The organism is Campylobacter concisus ATCC 51562, from assembly GCF_000466745.1.
GTDB lineage: Bacteria > Campylobacterota > Campylobacteria > Campylobacterales > Campylobacteraceae > Campylobacter_A > Campylobacter_A concisus_B.
On sequence record NZ_ANNI01000001.1, the window covers coordinates 137,665 to 153,679 of the forward strand.

Annotated in this window: 12 protein-coding genes; all 12 read left to right on the plus strand. The window is 37.3% G+C overall.

The features are described from left to right. Positions 1–23: 23 nt before the first annotated feature. On the plus strand, positions 24–1,520 hold the full coding sequence (locus ATCC51562_RS00695) for a C69 family dipeptidase (RefSeq protein ID WP_021090282.1): 1,497 nt from the start codon (positions 24–26) through the stop codon (positions 1,518–1,520). Between the two features lie 546 nt (positions 1,521–2,066). Further along, positions 2,067–4,340: a 5-methyltetrahydropteroyltriglutamate--homocysteine S-methyltransferase gene (gene metE, locus ATCC51562_RS00700; protein ID WP_021090226.1), complete on the plus strand. Its 2,274-nt coding sequence runs from the start codon at positions 2,067–2,069 to the stop codon at positions 4,338–4,340. A 66-nt stretch (positions 4,341–4,406) separates the two neighbouring features. Next, complete coding sequence (locus ATCC51562_RS00705) at positions 4,407–5,294, plus strand: 5,10-methylenetetrahydrofolate reductase (protein WP_021090312.1); 888 nt, start codon at positions 4,407–4,409, stop codon at positions 5,292–5,294. 78 nt (positions 5,295–5,372) lie between these two features. Beyond that, complete coding sequence (locus ATCC51562_RS00710) at positions 5,373–6,743, plus strand: mannose-1-phosphate guanylyltransferase/mannose-6-phosphate isomerase (RefSeq protein ID WP_035167061.1); 1,371 nt, start codon at positions 5,373–5,375, stop codon at positions 6,741–6,743. A 3-nt stretch (positions 6,744–6,746) separates the two neighbouring features. Beyond that, positions 6,747–7,889, plus strand: a complete 1,143-nt coding sequence (gene gmd / locus ATCC51562_RS00715) for a GDP-mannose 4,6-dehydratase (RefSeq protein WP_021090247.1) — start codon at positions 6,747–6,749, stop codon at positions 7,887–7,889. A gap of 3 nt (positions 7,890–7,892) precedes the next feature. Next, positions 7,893–8,939, plus strand: coding sequence for a GDP-L-fucose synthase family protein (locus ATCC51562_RS00720; RefSeq protein ID WP_035167062.1), 1,047 nt, complete (start codon positions 7,893–7,895; stop codon positions 8,937–8,939). Continuing rightward, entirely contained in the window at positions 8,932–10,620 is a 1,689-nt protein-coding gene (locus tag ATCC51562_RS00725) for an ABC transporter ATP-binding protein (protein ID WP_021090377.1), read from the plus strand. The genes ATCC51562_RS00720 and ATCC51562_RS00725 overlap by 8 nt, the downstream gene beginning before the upstream one ends. Next, on the plus strand, positions 10,617–11,807 hold the full coding sequence (locus ATCC51562_RS00730; RefSeq protein WP_021090260.1) for a UDP-N-acetylglucosamine 4,6-dehydratase: 1,191 nt from the start codon (positions 10,617–10,619) through the stop codon (positions 11,805–11,807). Before ATCC51562_RS00725 ends, ATCC51562_RS00730 begins: the two co-directional genes overlap by 4 nt. Next, a complete protein-coding gene (locus ATCC51562_RS00735) occupies positions 11,794–12,945 on the plus strand; it encodes a LegC family aminotransferase (RefSeq protein WP_021090386.1) in 1,152 nt (383 codons plus the stop codon). Before ATCC51562_RS00730 ends, ATCC51562_RS00735 begins: the two co-directional genes overlap by 14 nt. Before the next feature lie 35 nt (positions 12,946–12,980). Then, positions 12,981–13,868 carry a methionyl-tRNA formyltransferase gene (locus ATCC51562_RS00740; RefSeq protein ID WP_021090335.1) on the plus strand — a complete coding sequence of 296 codons (888 nt, stop codon included), beginning with the start codon at positions 12,981–12,983 and terminating at the stop codon, positions 13,866–13,868. Continuing rightward, a complete protein-coding gene (gene neuB, locus ATCC51562_RS00745) occupies positions 13,858–14,859 on the plus strand; it encodes an N-acetylneuraminate synthase (protein WP_021090275.1) in 1,002 nt (333 codons plus the stop codon). The genes ATCC51562_RS00740 and neuB overlap by 11 nt, the downstream gene beginning before the upstream one ends. Beyond that, complete coding sequence (neuC, locus tag ATCC51562_RS00750) at positions 14,856–16,013, plus strand: UDP-N-acetylglucosamine 2-epimerase (protein WP_021090396.1); 1,158 nt, start codon at positions 14,856–14,858, stop codon at positions 16,011–16,013. Before neuB ends, neuC begins: the two co-directional genes overlap by 4 nt. The last annotated feature ends 2 nt before the right edge of the window (positions 16,014–16,015 follow it).

A 16,015-nucleotide genomic window follows, 5' to 3' on the forward strand; every position in this document is an offset into this window, starting at 1 on the left:
TTTATTTTACTAAAGGAGTAAAAATGAAAGGCAAAATTCTTGCATCAATCGTCGCTATGAGTGCGATTTTAGGCACAAGTAGCTTGGCATGCACTACTATTTTAGTAGGAGATAAAGCTTCAAATGACGGCTCCATGCTGGTTGCCAGGAGCGCAGACAGCAAGGCTGTAAAGGCACAAGTCTTTTTAATCCATCCAGCAAAGAAAAACCAAACTGGTATGCATAGCTCAAAAGCCCATGACGGCGCAAATGACTTTACATATCCACTTCCAAAAGATGGCATGAGATACACAACTGTTGCAAATTCACACACAAAGCTTCACGGAGCGGTCGGCTACAATGAGGCTGGTGTTGGACTAAGCGGCACTGAGACCATCTACGCAAAAGATGAGCTTTTAAAGATCGACCCATATAACGAAGAGAGTGGCATCACCGAAGATGACATCCCAGACGTACTTTTGCCACGTATGAAGAGTGCAAAAGAGGGCGTTAAGCTCCTTGGCGAGATAGTTGAGACAAAGGGCGCTGGAGAAGGCTTTGGCGTAGTATTTATTGACGCAAACGAGCTTTGGTACTTTGAAACAGGCACAGGCCACAAATGGATCGCCACAAAGATCGCTCCAGATGAGTATTTCGTTACCGCAAACCAAGGCAGACTTCAAAACTATAAAGAGAATGATCCAAATTTCATGGGAGCAAAAGATGTCATCAAATTTGCGATCGATAACAAGACTTATGACCCTGCAAAAGATGGCGAATTTAACTTCACAAAGGCTTATACAAGGGATGATGAAAGAGATGTGACTTACAACTACCCACGCGTTTGCTGGGTGCAAAGCATGTTTAACCCAAGCTTAAAACAAGACTTCGCCGATGGTCAGAAATTCCCAGTATTTTTAAAACCAGAGAAAAAACTAAGTGTTGAAGATCTAAAAGCTGCGATGAGGGCCCACTACAACGGTACTGCGTTTGATAACTACGCTAGCAAAGATGAAGATAAGAAAAACGTCTACCGCGCAATAAGCGTCTTTAGAACATACGAGTCTCACGTCATGCAGGTGCGCCCATGGCTACCAAAAGAGATTGGACGCGTAACTTACGTCGCTCTTGGTATGGCTGATCTTAGTGTTTATTTGCCGTATTACGAGGGGCTTGATGGCTTTATAAAAGGCTACTCAGATGGTTCATACGACGCTGATGACACCTCAATATATTGGGTTTATAGAAAGCTTCAAACCCTTGTGATGACTGACTATGAGAAGTATTCGCCAGTGGTAAAAGAGGCCTACGCTAAATTTGAAAAAGAGTTGGCGGTAAAACAGGCTAAATTTGAAGATGAGTACATGAAACTTTACAAAAAAGATAAGAAAAAAGCGGACAAACTCCTAAATGAATTTAGCCAAAAGACAATGCAAGAGGCAAAGGAGCTAACTCAGGAGCTTACAAATAAGGTCTTTACTATGCTTACAGCTGATATGGACGCTAAGCTAAAATCCCTAAATAAAGGCAAAAAAGACTAAAAACTCTGGGCGTGAAATTTGGTAGCGCCCAAACTTTAAACAAAAATTTGGCAAAGAGCGTTTATAATGCGACAAAAATTCACTACAAAGGAAAAACGCTGATGCCTTGTCCCATGCGTAAAGCTCATTAATCTTGGCAAAAAACATATCAGCGATTTTCAAAAAACACGCAAATTTTTAAACGATTTTACATTTTTTCACATTGAGATAAATCCATTTTTGCTAGCGGGTCCGCTGCATTGTAATTGCATCTTTAATAGCAAAGCTAAGCAGTGTTTGAAATTTGGCAAGGATCTTTTCAGTAGGGTTTTTTATAAATTTTACTTTAGTTTAAGAAGAAGTGGGTGTCATCCGCCGTGTTTGAGGTGATTAAATTTATTGTTTGAGCTGTGATAGTGAAAATTTGGCTTTTGGTGGCAGAAGGGGTTTCTACTTACGAAGCGTCGCCCCTTCCGCCCCCAAACCCCCACCTACCCCACTGCACGTTCAAGGTTGCTGTGCAGGGCACAGATTTAATTTAAAAATAGAAATTTAAAAAGGATAAAAATGATAAAAAGTTATGTTTTAGGTTTTCCAAGAATCGGAGAAAAAAGAGAGTTGAAGCGCGCATTAGAGGGCTTTTGGGCTGGTAAAGATGGCTTTAGCGAAGAGAATTTGCAAGAGACTGCAAAGACACTTCGCCACAGACACTGGAAATATCAACAAGACGCTGGCATTTCGGCTATTAGCGTTAATGATTTTTCATTTTACGACCTAATGCTTGATAACATCATCGCTTTTGGCGCTACACCTCCAAGATTTGCAAATTTAAGCGGTTTGGAGCAATATTTTGCTTGCTCAAGAGGCAACAAAAACGGCGTTGCAATGGAGATGACAAAGTGGTTTAACACAAACTACCACTACATCGTGCCAGAGCTTAGTAGCGAGAGCAAATTTAGCCTAAAAGCGGACAAAATTTTAAATGAGTACAAAGAGGCAAAGTCTAACGGCGTAAAAGGCAAGGTAAATTTAATCGGCCCTATCACATTTTTGGCTCTTTCAAAGACTACTGATGGCAGCTGCCCATTTAAGCACCTTGACGCACTTGTAGGCGAGTACAAAAAGCTACTTGAGCAAATTTCTAATCTTGATGATGAAATTTTAGTGCAGTTTGACGAGCCGATCTTTGTAACTGACAAGAATGAAAGCGACCTTTTGCCACTTATCACAAAGGTTTATAACGAGCTAACAGGCGTTGCAAACAACATCAAGATCGTGTTTGCGACATATTTTGAGCATGCGATCAAGGCAGTTAGCGAAGTGGCTAAAACTAAAATTTACGGCATCGCACTTGACTTTATCCATGGCAAGAGAAATTTCGAAGCACTTGAGACTATCAAAAATAGCCACTTGACACTATTTGCAGGCGTGATCGATGGCAGAAATATCTGGAAAAGCAATATCGATGAGAAAGTAAAACTTGTTCGTGAAATTTCAGAGAAAATAGGCGGCAAAGACTTTTACATCGGCACTTCGTGCTCGCTTCTTCACGTACCATACACGCTAAAATATGAAGAGAATTTAAACCCTGAGATCAAAAGCTGGCTAAGCTTTGCGGTTGAGAAGCTTGATGAGATCAAGATCATCACAAAACTAGCAAACGGCGAGAATCTAAACGATGCTGAGGCAAAAATTTATGAAGAAAATAAAAATGCCGTTAAAACTCGCGCTACTTCAAAGCTCATCCACTCTGAAAGCGTTCAAAACCGCGTTAAAAATTTAAGCAAATTTGAGCGTGATGAGAAATTTGAAGACCGCATCAAAATTCAACGTGAAACGCTAAAATACGGCATATTGCCAACAACAACTATAGGCAGTTTCCCTCAAACGGTTGATCTTCGCGTGCTTCGCCAAAATTTCAAAAAAGGCGAGATCGATGCGGCTGCTTATGAGGCAGGCATCAAAAAATATATCGACGAGTGCGTGAAATTCCAAGAAGATATCGGCCTAGACGTGCTAGTACACGGCGAGCCAGAGAGAAACGACATGGTCGAATATTTTGGTGAGCAGATTAGCGGATATGCATTTAGCCAAAATGGCTGGGTACAAAGCTACGGTAGCCGCTGCGTTAAGCCACCACTTCTCTTTGGTGACGTAAGCCGTCCAGAGCCGATGACTGTTAAGTGGATGAAATACGCTCAAAGCATCACAAAACACGTAATGAAGGGCATGCTAACTGGACCTGTAACGATGCTAAACTGGAGCTTTGTGCGTGATGACTTGCCAAGAAGTGAGGTGGCAAAACAGCTTGCGCTTTGTATCTATGACGAGATCGCAGACCTTCAAAATGCAGGCATCAGAGTGATCCAAGTCGATGAGGCAGCGTTTAAAGAGGGCTATCCACTAAGAGCTGAAAATATCCCAGCTTATGAGAAATTTGCGGTTGATTGCTTCAAGCTTTCAGTAAGCTCGGCTGAGGCAAAAACTCAGATCCATACGCATATGTGCTACTCTGAATTTAACGATATCATCAAGACCATTGAGGCAATGGATGCTGATGTTATCAGTATCGAGACTGCAAGAAGTGGTAACGAGCTACTAAAAATTTTCAAAGCCGTTGGCTACAAACAAGAGGTCGGACCTGGCGTTTACGACATCCACAGCCCACGTGTGCCAAGTGTCGAAGAGATCGTCGCTCAGATCAAAGCTCTGCTTGAAGTCTTGCCAAAAGAGCAACTCTGGATCAACCCAGATTGTGGCCTAAAAACTAGAAAATGGGAAGAGGTCGAGCCAAGCCTTAAAAATATGGTAGAAGCTGTCAAGATCGTAAGAGGTCTATAATACAAATTTTAGCGTCTAGCAAGCCTAGGCGCTAAACTCCGTTTAAATTTCAAAAAAAGTTAGAAAATGTTAAAAGATAAGATCATAAACAATGAAAGTGGCATAGTGCTTTATGGCCTAACGCCTCCAAAGGCTGAATTTGACGAGGTGAAGCTTAAAGAGATCGCTGCAAAATGGGACAAGAGGATCACGGACGTGCAGGCTGATGGCTTGGTGCTTTACGAGATCCAAGACGAAAGTAGTCGCATAAAAAGCGAGCGAACTTTTGAATTTAGCGATACATTAAGCCCTGAAATTTACTATTCGAAATATCTAAATTTAAAGACGCCAAGCATCTTTTATAGAGTTGCGAATAAATATAATGAGAGCGAATTTAGAGCAAATTTAGCAAAAAGTAGTAGCGATATAAATGTCTTTGTCGGCGTTGCTTCTGGCAAGGTAGAGCCTAAAATGGGCTTAGAGCGTGCTTATGAGATCGCTAGAGATGAGTTTAAAGAGCTTGTAGTGGGCGGTGTTTGCATAGCTGAGAGGCACGCTAAAAAGGGCGATGAAGAGCAAAGGATGAGCCAAAAAGCCAAAATGGGGGCGAAATTTTTCATCTCGCAGGCGGTTTTTGATATAAATTTGGCTAAAAATTTACTAACAAGCGTGGCAAAAAGCGGGTTAAATTTGCCTATTATTTTGACATTTACGACTTGTGGCACGCCAAAAACGCTAGAGTTTATCAAGTGGCTTGGCATAAGCGTTGATGAAAAGAGCGAGAAAAGGATGCTTCAGAGTAATAATTTTTTAGCCACGGCATCGCAAATTTGCCTTGAAAATTTTGCAGAGCTTTATGAATTTGCTAAAAAGCTTGGTATAAATATCGGTGTCAATGTTGAAAGTGTAATGGCAAAAAGAGCCGAGATAGAAGCGAGCCTAGAGCTAACGCATAAGATGAGAGAGGTGTTTTGATAGTTTTAGTAAGTTCTTAGTCTTTTTTAGCTTTAATTATATAAGATTTTTAAGCTCATTTTAAAGTAGATAAAATTTATGACAAATATATTATTATGTGGTGGTTCTGGTACGAGGTTGTGGCCTATTAGTAGGACTTTAATGCCAAAACAATTTATTAAATTATTTGACGATAGATCACTTTTTCAGCTAACTGCACTACGAAATAGTGAAATTTGTGACAATACATTTGTTATTACAAATATCGATCACTACTACTTGGCGATGGATCAGATAGAGAATTTAAATATCACAAATTTTAAATATCTGCTCGAGCCAGTCGGTAGAAATACTGCACCAGCGATCACATTAGCTTGCCTCGCACTTGATCCAAATGAGATTGTTTTAGTAACGCCATCGGATCATTTGATAAAAGAGATTAAAGCATACCACATAAGCGTAAAAGCCGCAAAGGAGCTGGCAGAGCAAAATTTTTTGGTTACTTTTGGCATAAAGCCAAGGTCGCCTGAGACAGGATTTGGATATATAGAGAGCTATAATGGTGATGTGAAGGCTTTTTATGAAAAGCCAGACTATGAAAGGGCATTGAAATTTCTAAAAGATCAAAATTTCTACTGGAATTCAGGTATGTTTGTCTTTAAGGCAGGCGTTTTCTTGGATCAGATGAAAACTTTTGCTCCTGAGATACTTGAAGCATGTAAATTAGCTTTTGATAACGCAAAAAAAGACGAAATTGATATCAAGATAGATGTTATTGACATGCAAAATATTCCGCAAAATAGCATAGATTATGCTGTGATGGAAAAGTCTGATATCGTAAAAATGGTAGCCCTAGATGCATCTTGGAGTGATCTTGGAAGTTTTGATAGTTTGGATGAGCAGCTACAAAAAGATATCAATGGAAACACAATAAATAGCGATCTGGTGCAGATAAATTCTCACAATAATCTAGTCCTATCTAGTGGTAAAAAAATAGCTTTGATAGATGTTGATGATCTAACTATAGTTGATACAAAAGATGCTCTTTTAATATCTAAAAAATCCTCTAGCCAAAAAGTAAAAAATGTGGTGGAAATTTTAAAAGAGGAGAGCTCTGAGCTTTGTAATACTCATCTTACTACGAACAGACCATGGGGAAACTACACTGTCCTTGAAAATCAAGATGGTTATAAGATAAAGATAATAGAGGTAAAACCTGGCAAAAGACTATCTTTGCAAAAGCATTTTCATAGAAATGAGCATTGGATAGTGTTATCAGGTAGTGCTACCGTTACGATAGGTGAGACAACTAGACTCGTTTGTCCTAATGAGTCTATCTATATAAAAATGGGTGAAATTCATAGGCTGTCTAATGAAGGAAAAATTCCTGTGGTTTTAATAGAAGCTCAGGTCGGTGAATATACAGGTGAAGATGATATAATTCGCCTAGATGATGATTTTAAAAGGTGATTTATGGATAAAAAAGTAGCGTTAATAACTGGTATAACTGGTCAAGATGGATCGTATTTAGCGGAATTTTTACTAAAAAAGGGCTATATAGTCCATGGTGTAAAAAGGCGAACGAGTCTTTTTAATACAGATAGGATAGATCATCTTTACCAAGATCCTCATGTTGATAATAGAAATTTTTTCTTGCACTATGGCGATATGACAGACTCTATGAACTTAACAAGGATCATCCAAGAGGTACAGCCAGATGAAATTTATAACCTAGCTGCCATGAGTCACGTGCATGTAAGCTTTGAAACTCCAGAATATGTCGCAAATGCTGATGGCACAGGCACTCTTAGACTACTTGAAGCTATAAGGATATTAGGACTTGAGAAAAAGACTAAAATTTATCAAGCCTCTACCTCTGAGCTTTATGGAAAAGTGCAAGAGACACCGCAAAGCGAGACTACACCGTTTTATCCAAGAAGCCCTTATGCTGTCGCAAAGATGTATGCATACTGGATAACGGTTAATTATAGAGAGGCTTATGGCATTTTTGCTTGTAATGGTATATTGTTTAATCATGAATCGCCAGTTAGAGGCGAGACATTTGTCACTAGAAAGATCACAAGAGCAGCTAGTAAGATAGCGCTTGGACTTCAGGACAAACTTTATCTTGGAAATTTAGATGCCAAAAGAGACTGGGGGCATGCAAAAGATTATGTAAAGATGATGTGGATGATATTACAAGCCCCAGAGCCAGAAGACTGGGTGATAGCAACTGGACAAACAACAGCAGTTAGAGATTTTGTAAAATTTGCATTTGCTTATGCTGGCATAAATTTGAGATTTGAAGGGGCTGGCGTAAATGAGGTAGGAGTTGTGGATTTTCTAAATTTTGAAAAAGCAAAAGAGTTAAATTTAAATTTGTCCCACTTAAGTATCGGACAAACTGTGGTTTGCGTAGATCCAAGATATTTTAGGCCAACAGAGGTTGATTTGCTACTTGGAGATCCTAGTAAAGCAGAGAAAAAACTAGGCTGGAAGAGAGAATTTAACCTTCAAGATCTAGTAAACGATATGATGAAGTCGGACTTAAAGCTCATGACAAAAGATGTCTATCTAAAAGATGGCGGATATGAGACAATGAGCTATTTTGAGTAAAAAATGGATAAAAATAGTAAGATTTATGTAGCAGGGCATAAGGGACTGGTGGGTTCTGCTATAGTAAGAAATTTAAAATCAAAAGGCTATGAAAATATAATCACAAGAACCCATAGCGAGCTTGATCTTATGGATCAAAAAGCGGTTTATGAGTTTTTTGAAAAAGAAAAGCCCGAGTATGTAGTGCTAGCTGCTGCAAAGGTTGGCGGAATAGTGGCTAATAGTACTTATAGGGCTGATTTTATATATGAAAACTTACAAATTCAAAATAATGTGATCCATCAAAGCTATGTGCATAAGGTAAAAAAACTACTATTTCTGGGAAGTACTTGCATATATCCTAAAAATGCCCCACAGCCAATGAGCGAAGATGTGCTTTTGGCATCTCCACTTGAATACACAAATGAGCCATATGCGATCGCTAAAATAGCCGGCATGAAGATGTGTGAGAGTTATAATCTGCAGTACGGTACAAATTTTATATCTGTGATGCCTACAAATTTATATGGTCCAAACGATAACTTTGATCTAGAAACCTCGCATGTATTGCCAGCACTTATAAGAAAGATACACCTAGCAAAACTTTTAAACGAAGAAAAATTTGACGTAGTGGTAAAAGATCTAAAAGTAAAAGATCTAAATGAAGCTATGGCTTATCTTGGTAAATTTGGCATTTCAAAAGATAGAGTAGAAGTTTGGGGTACAGGAGAGCCTAGACGAGAGTTTCTACACTCAGAAGATATGGCCGATGCTTGCGTATTTTTACTGGAAAATAGAGACTTTAAAGATACTTATGGCAAAAATAGCAAAGAGATAAGAAATACGCATATAAATATAGGAACTGGCAAAGATATCTCTATAAAAGAGCTAGTAAACTTGGTTAAAAATATAATTGGCTTTAAAGGTGAACTATACTTTAATGATAACAAGCCTGATGGCACGATGCTAAAACTAACGGATTCCTCAAAGCTCCATTCTCTTGGTTGGAAGCATAAAGTAGAGCTTGAATACGGGATAAAGACACTTTATGAGTGGTATTTAAATGACTAATTTGAAAAAGCTATTGGCAATAACAACAAGACAAGAAAAGAAAAATTTTATTATTTTGATTTTTATGAGTATTTTTTTGTCGGTTATTGAAACCATTGGAATATCTGCTATTATGCCGTTTATTACCCTAGCATCAGATCCATCAAAAATAGTTGGTAACGAATATTCAAAAAAAATTTATGACTTTTTTGACTTTTCTACTACTACTAATTTTATGATTTTTTTTGGTCTTTTTTTAATAGGTTTTTATATTTTTAGAGCTTTTTACTCGATATTTTATAATTATTTGCTTAATAAATTTGCATTTGGAAGATTTCATTCTTTTGCATTTAGACTTTTTAAAAACTATACAAATTTACCGTATAAAAGATTTGTAAAAAGAAATAGTTCGGAACTAACAAAGACTATTGTAAATGAAGCTTCAAACCTTTCTTTTTATATGCAAAGCTTACTTTTGATATTCTCAGAATTTTTTACTATAGTATTGCTGTATGCCTTATTGCTTTTAATGAATTGGAAAATGACTCTAGTTTTAACTATTCTTTTGGGGGCAAAAGTATTATTTCTATTGTTTTTTCTAAAAAAAAGAATAGAAAAAGAAGGCACAAGAAGATCAATAATGCAATCAAAATTTTATAAAATTTTAAATGAAACATTTGGAAATTTTAAAATTATAAAACTTATACAGAATGAACAAAAACTTTATAGTGAATTTTCTAGTATAAGCTATGGTTATGCAAAAGCCAATATTGTAAGCAATACTTTAAACCAACTACCTAGACTCTCGTTAGAAACGATTGGGTTTGGTGTTCTTATAGGAATTGTTGTCTACGTTCTTTTTAAATATAATGATGCAAACTTTGTTTTGCCAATCATTTCTATGTATGCTCTAGCTTTATATAGAATTCTTCCTGCTTTAAATAGAATACTTTCTAACTATAATACTCTTTTGTTTTTATCTAGCTCTCTTGATATTGTATATAGCGATCTTAGCTATACTCCGCAAACAGAAGGTAAAGATTTTATGGATTTTAAAAACAAAATAGAACTAATAAATGTAAGTTTTGAATATAATAAAAATAAAAATGTTCTTAAAAATATCAATATAACTATAAATAAAGGCGATAAAATTGCTTTTGTAGGAGAGAGTGGGAGTGGAAAGTCCACACTAGTTGACTTAATTATCGGATTATATAAACCTCTTAGTGGCGAAATAATCATAGATGGAAAGAAATTAACTTATGATAATATAAAATCTTATAGATCAAAAGTAGGCTATATACCACAATCGATATATCTTTTTGATGGTACAGTCGGAGAAAATGTGGCTTTTGGCTATGAATATGATAAAGAAAGAATAATAGAAGTCTTAAAGAAGGCTAATATATATGATTTCTTATCCTCAAAAGAAGGGATAGACACACTGGTTGGAGATGGTGGAATTCAGTTGAGTGGCGGACAAAAACAAAGAATAGGAATAGCTAGAGCTCTATATAGTGACCCCGAAATTTTAGTATTAGATGAAGCAACAAGTGCTTTAGATAATGAAACAGAGGCAAAAATAATGGACGAGATATATGAAATAAGTCAAGATAAGACATTATTAATAATCGCACACAGATTAAGTACAATTGAAAGATGTGATAGGAAGATAATGCTATCTAATGGAAAAATAATATGAACAATATCTTAAGTTTAATAGGACGCACGAAAAACCTTTTTGAAGATGACATAAATGTGCTTGGTAAAAATTTAAAAGAGATAGTTTCAAGTTCGAGCTTTCTAGTTATTGGTGGTGCTGGTTCTATCGGTTCAGCCGTGACAAAAGAAATTTTTATAAGAGATCCAAAAAAACTATACGTCGTCGATATTTCTGAAAATAACCTTGTTGAGCTAGTGCGTGACATAAGAAGCGAGTTTGGATATATAAATGGTGACTTTAAAACTTTTGCCATAGATGTTGCAAGTGCTGAGTTTGACGCACTTGTGTCACAAAGTGGCGGATTTGACTACGTCTTAAATTTATCAGCACTAAAGCATGTTAGAAGCGAAAAAGATCCGTTTACGCTTATGAGGATGCTCGAAACAAACATCTTTAATACCGACAAAACGCTAACGCAAGCCTTTAGTATGAATTCAAAAAAATACTTTTGCGTTAGCACCGACAAGGCGGCAAACCCTGTAAATTTAATGGGAGCTAGCAAGCGCATCATGGAGATGTTTGCGTTTAGACACTCTTTAGAGATCGACGTCTCAATGGCTAGATTTGCAAATGTGGCATTTAGCGATGGTTCACTTCTTTTTGGCTTTCAAAAACGCATAGAAAAGTCTCAGCCCATAGTCGCCCCAAACGACGTCAGGCGCTACTTCCTAACGCCAAAGGAGAGCGGTGAGCTCTGCCTTTTAAGTACCATTTTTGGAGAAAACAGAGATATATTTTTCCCAAAATTAGATCAAAATTTAGATCTTATAACATTTAGCGAGATAGCCAAGCGGTACTTAACAAATTTAGGCTACGAGCCATTTTTGTGTGAAAATGAGGAAGAGGCTAGAAAGCTTGCGAAAGTGCTTCCAAAAGATGGCTTTTATCCTTGTCTTTTTGCGCCTAGTGACACGACTGGAGAGAAGGACTACGAGGAGTTTTTCGTTGACGGCGAGAGACTTGACATGCAAAGGCTTCAAAATATCGGCATAGTCAAAAATGATGCAAATTTTGACAGCAAAAAGCTAGAAATTTTTAAAAACAATATCTTAAATTTAAAATCGAGCTTGGCATGGAACAAAGAGGACGTTTTGCGCGAAGTTTTCGAGCTCATACCAAATTTTATGCATAAAGAAACAGGAAAATATCTCGATGAGAAAATGTGATTTTGACGAGGTTTTGAAATTTATAAAAAGCACCTTTGGCAAGGACAAAGTCCCGCTTCACGAGCCAAAATTTATAGGCAACGAGAAAAAATATCTGCTTGAGTGCATCGACTCTAGCTTTGTCTCAAGTGTCGGTAAATTTGTCGATGAGCTTGAGAGCAAGCTAGCTCAAATGGTCGGTGCTAAATTCGCAGTTGCCACGACAAATGGCACCTCTGCGCTTCACATCTGCCTAAAGCTAGCTGGCGTAGAGCAAAATGACGAAGTGATCACCCAGCCAGTTACCTTTATAGCCACTTGCAACGCCATTAGCTACCTTTTTGCGAAGCCGGTTTTTGTGGACGTTGACCTTGACACACTCGGTATGTCGCCAGCGTCGCTTAGTGCGTTTTTGGAGAAAAACTGCGAGCTAAAAGAGGGCAAATGTATAAATAAAACTAGCGGTAGGATAGTGCGTGCTTGCGTGCCTATGCATACTTTTGGGCTGCCTTGCAAGATAGATGAGATAGCTGAAATTTGCAAGCGTTGGAATATCTCTTTGGTAGAAGACTGCGCCGAGAGCCTTGGTAGCTACTATAAAGGCACTCATACGGGAAATTTTGGCAAGCTTGCAGCGATGAGCTTTAATGGCAATAAGATCGTCACAAGTGGAGGTGGTGGAGCTATCATCACAAACGACGAGGAGATAGCAAAGCACGCTAAATTTATCACCACAACGGCCAAGGTGCCACATCCTTTTGAATACCGCCACAGCGAGATCGGCTACAACTACCGCCTACCAAATTTAAATGCGGCCCTACTTGTGGCGCAGCTTGAGAATTTGGAACTATTTTTAAAGAGCAAACGCGAGCTTGCGATGATCTATAAAGAGTATTTTTCTAAATTTGATGATGTGAAATTTATAGATGAGTCAGCAGATGCTAGGTCAAATTTTTGGCTAAATGCGGTGCTGTTTGAGAGCCATGAAAAACGAGATGAGTTTTTAAAATTTAGCAACGAAAATGGCGTTTTCACACGCCCTATCTGGCAGCTCATGAATGAGCTTGATATGTTTAAGGACTGCCAAAGAGATGAGTTAAAAAATGCTAAATTTCTAAGTGATAGGATAGTAAATATCCCAAGTAGTGCAAGGGTGTAGCTTTTGTATATGCAAAATAATATAAGGAGAGTAGTATGAAACTAAAGATAGGTTATTTTGCAGATGGTATTTGGAGCCATAACGCATTTGATAAACTTATTAAAGACAAAGATATAGAAATAAAATTTATCTGCGCTAGATATGATTCAAATGATGAAAAACTCTTAAATTATGCAAACGAATTTAAAATTGACTATTTAAAGCATAAAGATATAAATTCTGATGAGTTTATTGAAAAAATAAAACATTACGATTGCGATTTGTTTGTGTCAATGTCTTTTAATCAAATTTTTAAATCCAAGATCATAAATTTGCCAAGATATAAAACTATCAATTGCCACGCAGGTAAATTGCCGTTTTATCGAGGCAGAAATATCCTAAACTGGGCTTTGATAAATAACGAAAAAGAATTTGGAATAACTGTACATTATATGGATACTGGTATAGATACCGGTGATATAATCTTGCAAAAATGTTTTGATATAACAGACAACGATGACTACAAAAGCATACTAACAAAAGCGCATAGTGAGTGTGCGAACATACTATATCAGGCGATATGTCTATTTAAAAACGGTAAAGCAGAGTCCAAAAAACAAGATGGTGTTGGGTTTTACTGCTCAAGACGTATAGAAGGCGATGAAAATTTAAATTTTAACCAAACAAGCAGAGAGGTATTTAATTTTGTACGTGCTATTTGTTATCCAGCCATAGTAGCAAGGGCATTTCTAAATGGCAAAGAGATGAAAATAAATAAAGTAGAACTTATAAAAGATGCACCACTATATAAATGTATCCCTGGTGCGATTTTGTGTAAAGACGGTGATACTTTTTTGGTAAAAACACAAGATAGTTTTGTAAAAGTTGTGGAATATGAATATGATGGAAAGATTAAGGTGGGAGATAGATTTGATGTCAAATAGGGTTTTTATCATAGCTGAGGCTGGAGTAAATCACAATGGTGATATAAATTTAGCCAAAAAATTGATCGATGTAGCAGCCAAAGCTAGCGCTGATGCGGTGAAATTTCAGACCTTTAAAGCTCAAAATCTTGTTTCAAAAAACGCACAAAAGGCTAGCTATCAAAAAGAAACTACCGATAAAAATGAAAGCCAGTTTGAGATGATAAAAAAGCTTGAACTAGATGAGAACACACATAAAGAGCTTATAGCCTATTGCAAGAAAAAAAATATCACATTTCTCTCAACTCCTTTTGATAGCGACAGCATAAAGCTTCTTGATGAGCTTGGGCTTGACACATTTAAAGTCCCAAGCGGCGAGATAACAAATTTACCTTATCTTAAGCAGATAGGCGGCTTAAATAAAAAGATCATTCTCTCAACTGGCATGGCAAATTTAGGTGAGGTAGAATCCGCGATAGAAGTACTTATAAAAAGTGGCACGAAACGTGAAAACATAAGTCTTCTTCATGCAAATACGCAGTATCCAACACCGATGGAGGATGTAAATTTAAAAGCGATGATAACACTGAAAAATGCCTTTGGTCTTGAGGTCGGATATAGCGATCATACGCTTGGCATTGAGGTCGATATCGCAGCGGTTGCCATGGGTGCAAAGATCATAGAAAAGCACTTTACTCTTGATAAAAATATGCCCGGACCTGACCACAAGGCTAGCCTTGAGCCAGATGAGCTAGTGGCGATGGTTAGAGCTATTAGAAATATAGAACTAGCGCTTGGAGACGGACTAAAGCACTTTAGTAAAAGCGAGAGCGAAAATATCAAAATAGCTAGAAAGTCGATCGTAGCAAAGTATGATATAAAAAAAGGTGAAGTCTTTAGCGAACAAAATATCTGTGTAAAACGCCCGGGAGACGGCATAAATCCTATGAGATGGGATGAGGTGATCGGAAAAATTTCACAAAAAGATTACAAGCAAGATGATCTGATATGAGAAAAATTTGTGTAGTGACAAGCACTAGAGCAGAATATGGCCTACTTTACTGGCTCTTAAAAGAGATCGAGGCAGGTAGCGAGCTTGAGCTTCAAATAATTGCCACCGGCATGCACCTAAGTCCTGAGTTTGGACTCACATACAAAGAGATTGAAAAAGAATTTAAGATAGATAAAAAGATAGAAATTTTAGGCTCTTCGCACTCAAAGCTTGATATATGTACTGAAATGGCAAAGGTTTATGAGAAATTTGCCCCAGCTTTTAGCGAACTTAAGCCAGATATATTGGTGCTTCTTGGCGATAGATACGAGATATTTGGCGTAGCTGGAGTGGCTAGCATCATGCAAATACCAATAGCGCACATACATGGCGGAGAAACCACCCAAGGAGCATTTGACGAGGCTTTTAGACACAGCATAACAAAGATGAGCCATATTCATTTTGCAGCTACAAGAGAGTATGCAAATCGTATAATCCAGCTAGGAGAAGAACCTAGCAGAGTCTTTAATGTCGGCGGTCCTGGCATTGAAAATATAAAAAAGCTAAATTTACTAAATAAAGATGAGTTTGAAAAGTCTATAAATTTTAAGCTCACAAAAAAAAATATACTAATCACTTTTCATCCGGTAACGCTTGAAAATGGTAGTGCAAAAGAACAATTTAGCGAGCTTTTAGAAGCAATAAACGAGCTAAAAGATACAAATTTTATCTTTACAAAAGCAAATAGTGACATAGATGGTGATGTGATAAATAAAATGATAGATGAGTATGTTAGTATAAATCCACAAAAAGCTGTGGCGTTTACTTCACTTGGGCAGCTAAGATACCTAAGTGCGATAAAATTTGTTGATATAGTCCTAGGAAATAGCTCGAGTGGCCTTTCAGAAGTCCCAAGCTTTAAAAAGGCCACCATAAATATAGGCGATCGCCAAAAAGGACGTGCAAGAGCTAGCAGTGTGATAGACGTTAGGCCCGTTAAAAAAGAAATTTTAGCCGCTATAAAAAAAGTATATTCAAAAGAATTTGAGCAAGTTTTAAAAGATACCACCAATCCATATGATGGCGGTAATCCAAGTAAAAAAATGGTTAAAATTTTAAAAGAGATCGAGCTAGAAGGTATTTTGAAAAAGAAATTTTATGATGTAAAGATATAAAT

Coding starts and splice junctions, on each gene's coding strand:
- ATCC51562_RS00735 (WP_021090386.1), top strand. CDS start 11,794: ATGAGAAAATGTGATTTTGACGAGGTTTTGAAATTTATAAAAAGCACC.
- ATCC51562_RS00695 (WP_021090282.1), top strand. CDS start 24: ATGAAAGGCAAAATTCTTGCATCAATCGTCGCTATGAGTGCGATTTTA.
- neuB (WP_021090275.1), top strand. CDS start 13,858: ATGTCAAATAGGGTTTTTATCATAGCTGAGGCTGGAGTAAATCACAAT.
- ATCC51562_RS00740 (WP_021090335.1), top strand. CDS start 12,981: ATGAAACTAAAGATAGGTTATTTTGCAGATGGTATTTGGAGCCATAAC.
- ATCC51562_RS00710 (WP_035167061.1), top strand. CDS start 5,373: ATGACAAATATATTATTATGTGGTGGTTCTGGTACGAGGTTGTGGCCT.
- ATCC51562_RS00730 (WP_021090260.1), top strand. CDS start 10,617: ATGAACAATATCTTAAGTTTAATAGGACGCACGAAAAACCTTTTTGAA.
- neuC (WP_021090396.1), top strand. CDS start 14,856: ATGAGAAAAATTTGTGTAGTGACAAGCACTAGAGCAGAATATGGCCTA.
- ATCC51562_RS00705 (WP_021090312.1), top strand. CDS start 4,407: ATGTTAAAAGATAAGATCATAAACAATGAAAGTGGCATAGTGCTTTAT.
- ATCC51562_RS00725 (WP_021090377.1), top strand. CDS start 8,932: ATGACTAATTTGAAAAAGCTATTGGCAATAACAACAAGACAAGAAAAG.
- ATCC51562_RS00720 (WP_035167062.1), top strand. CDS start 7,893: ATGGATAAAAATAGTAAGATTTATGTAGCAGGGCATAAGGGACTGGTG.
- gmd (WP_021090247.1), top strand. CDS start 6,747: ATGGATAAAAAAGTAGCGTTAATAACTGGTATAACTGGTCAAGATGGA.
- metE (WP_021090226.1), top strand. CDS start 2,067: ATGATAAAAAGTTATGTTTTAGGTTTTCCAAGAATCGGAGAAAAAAGA.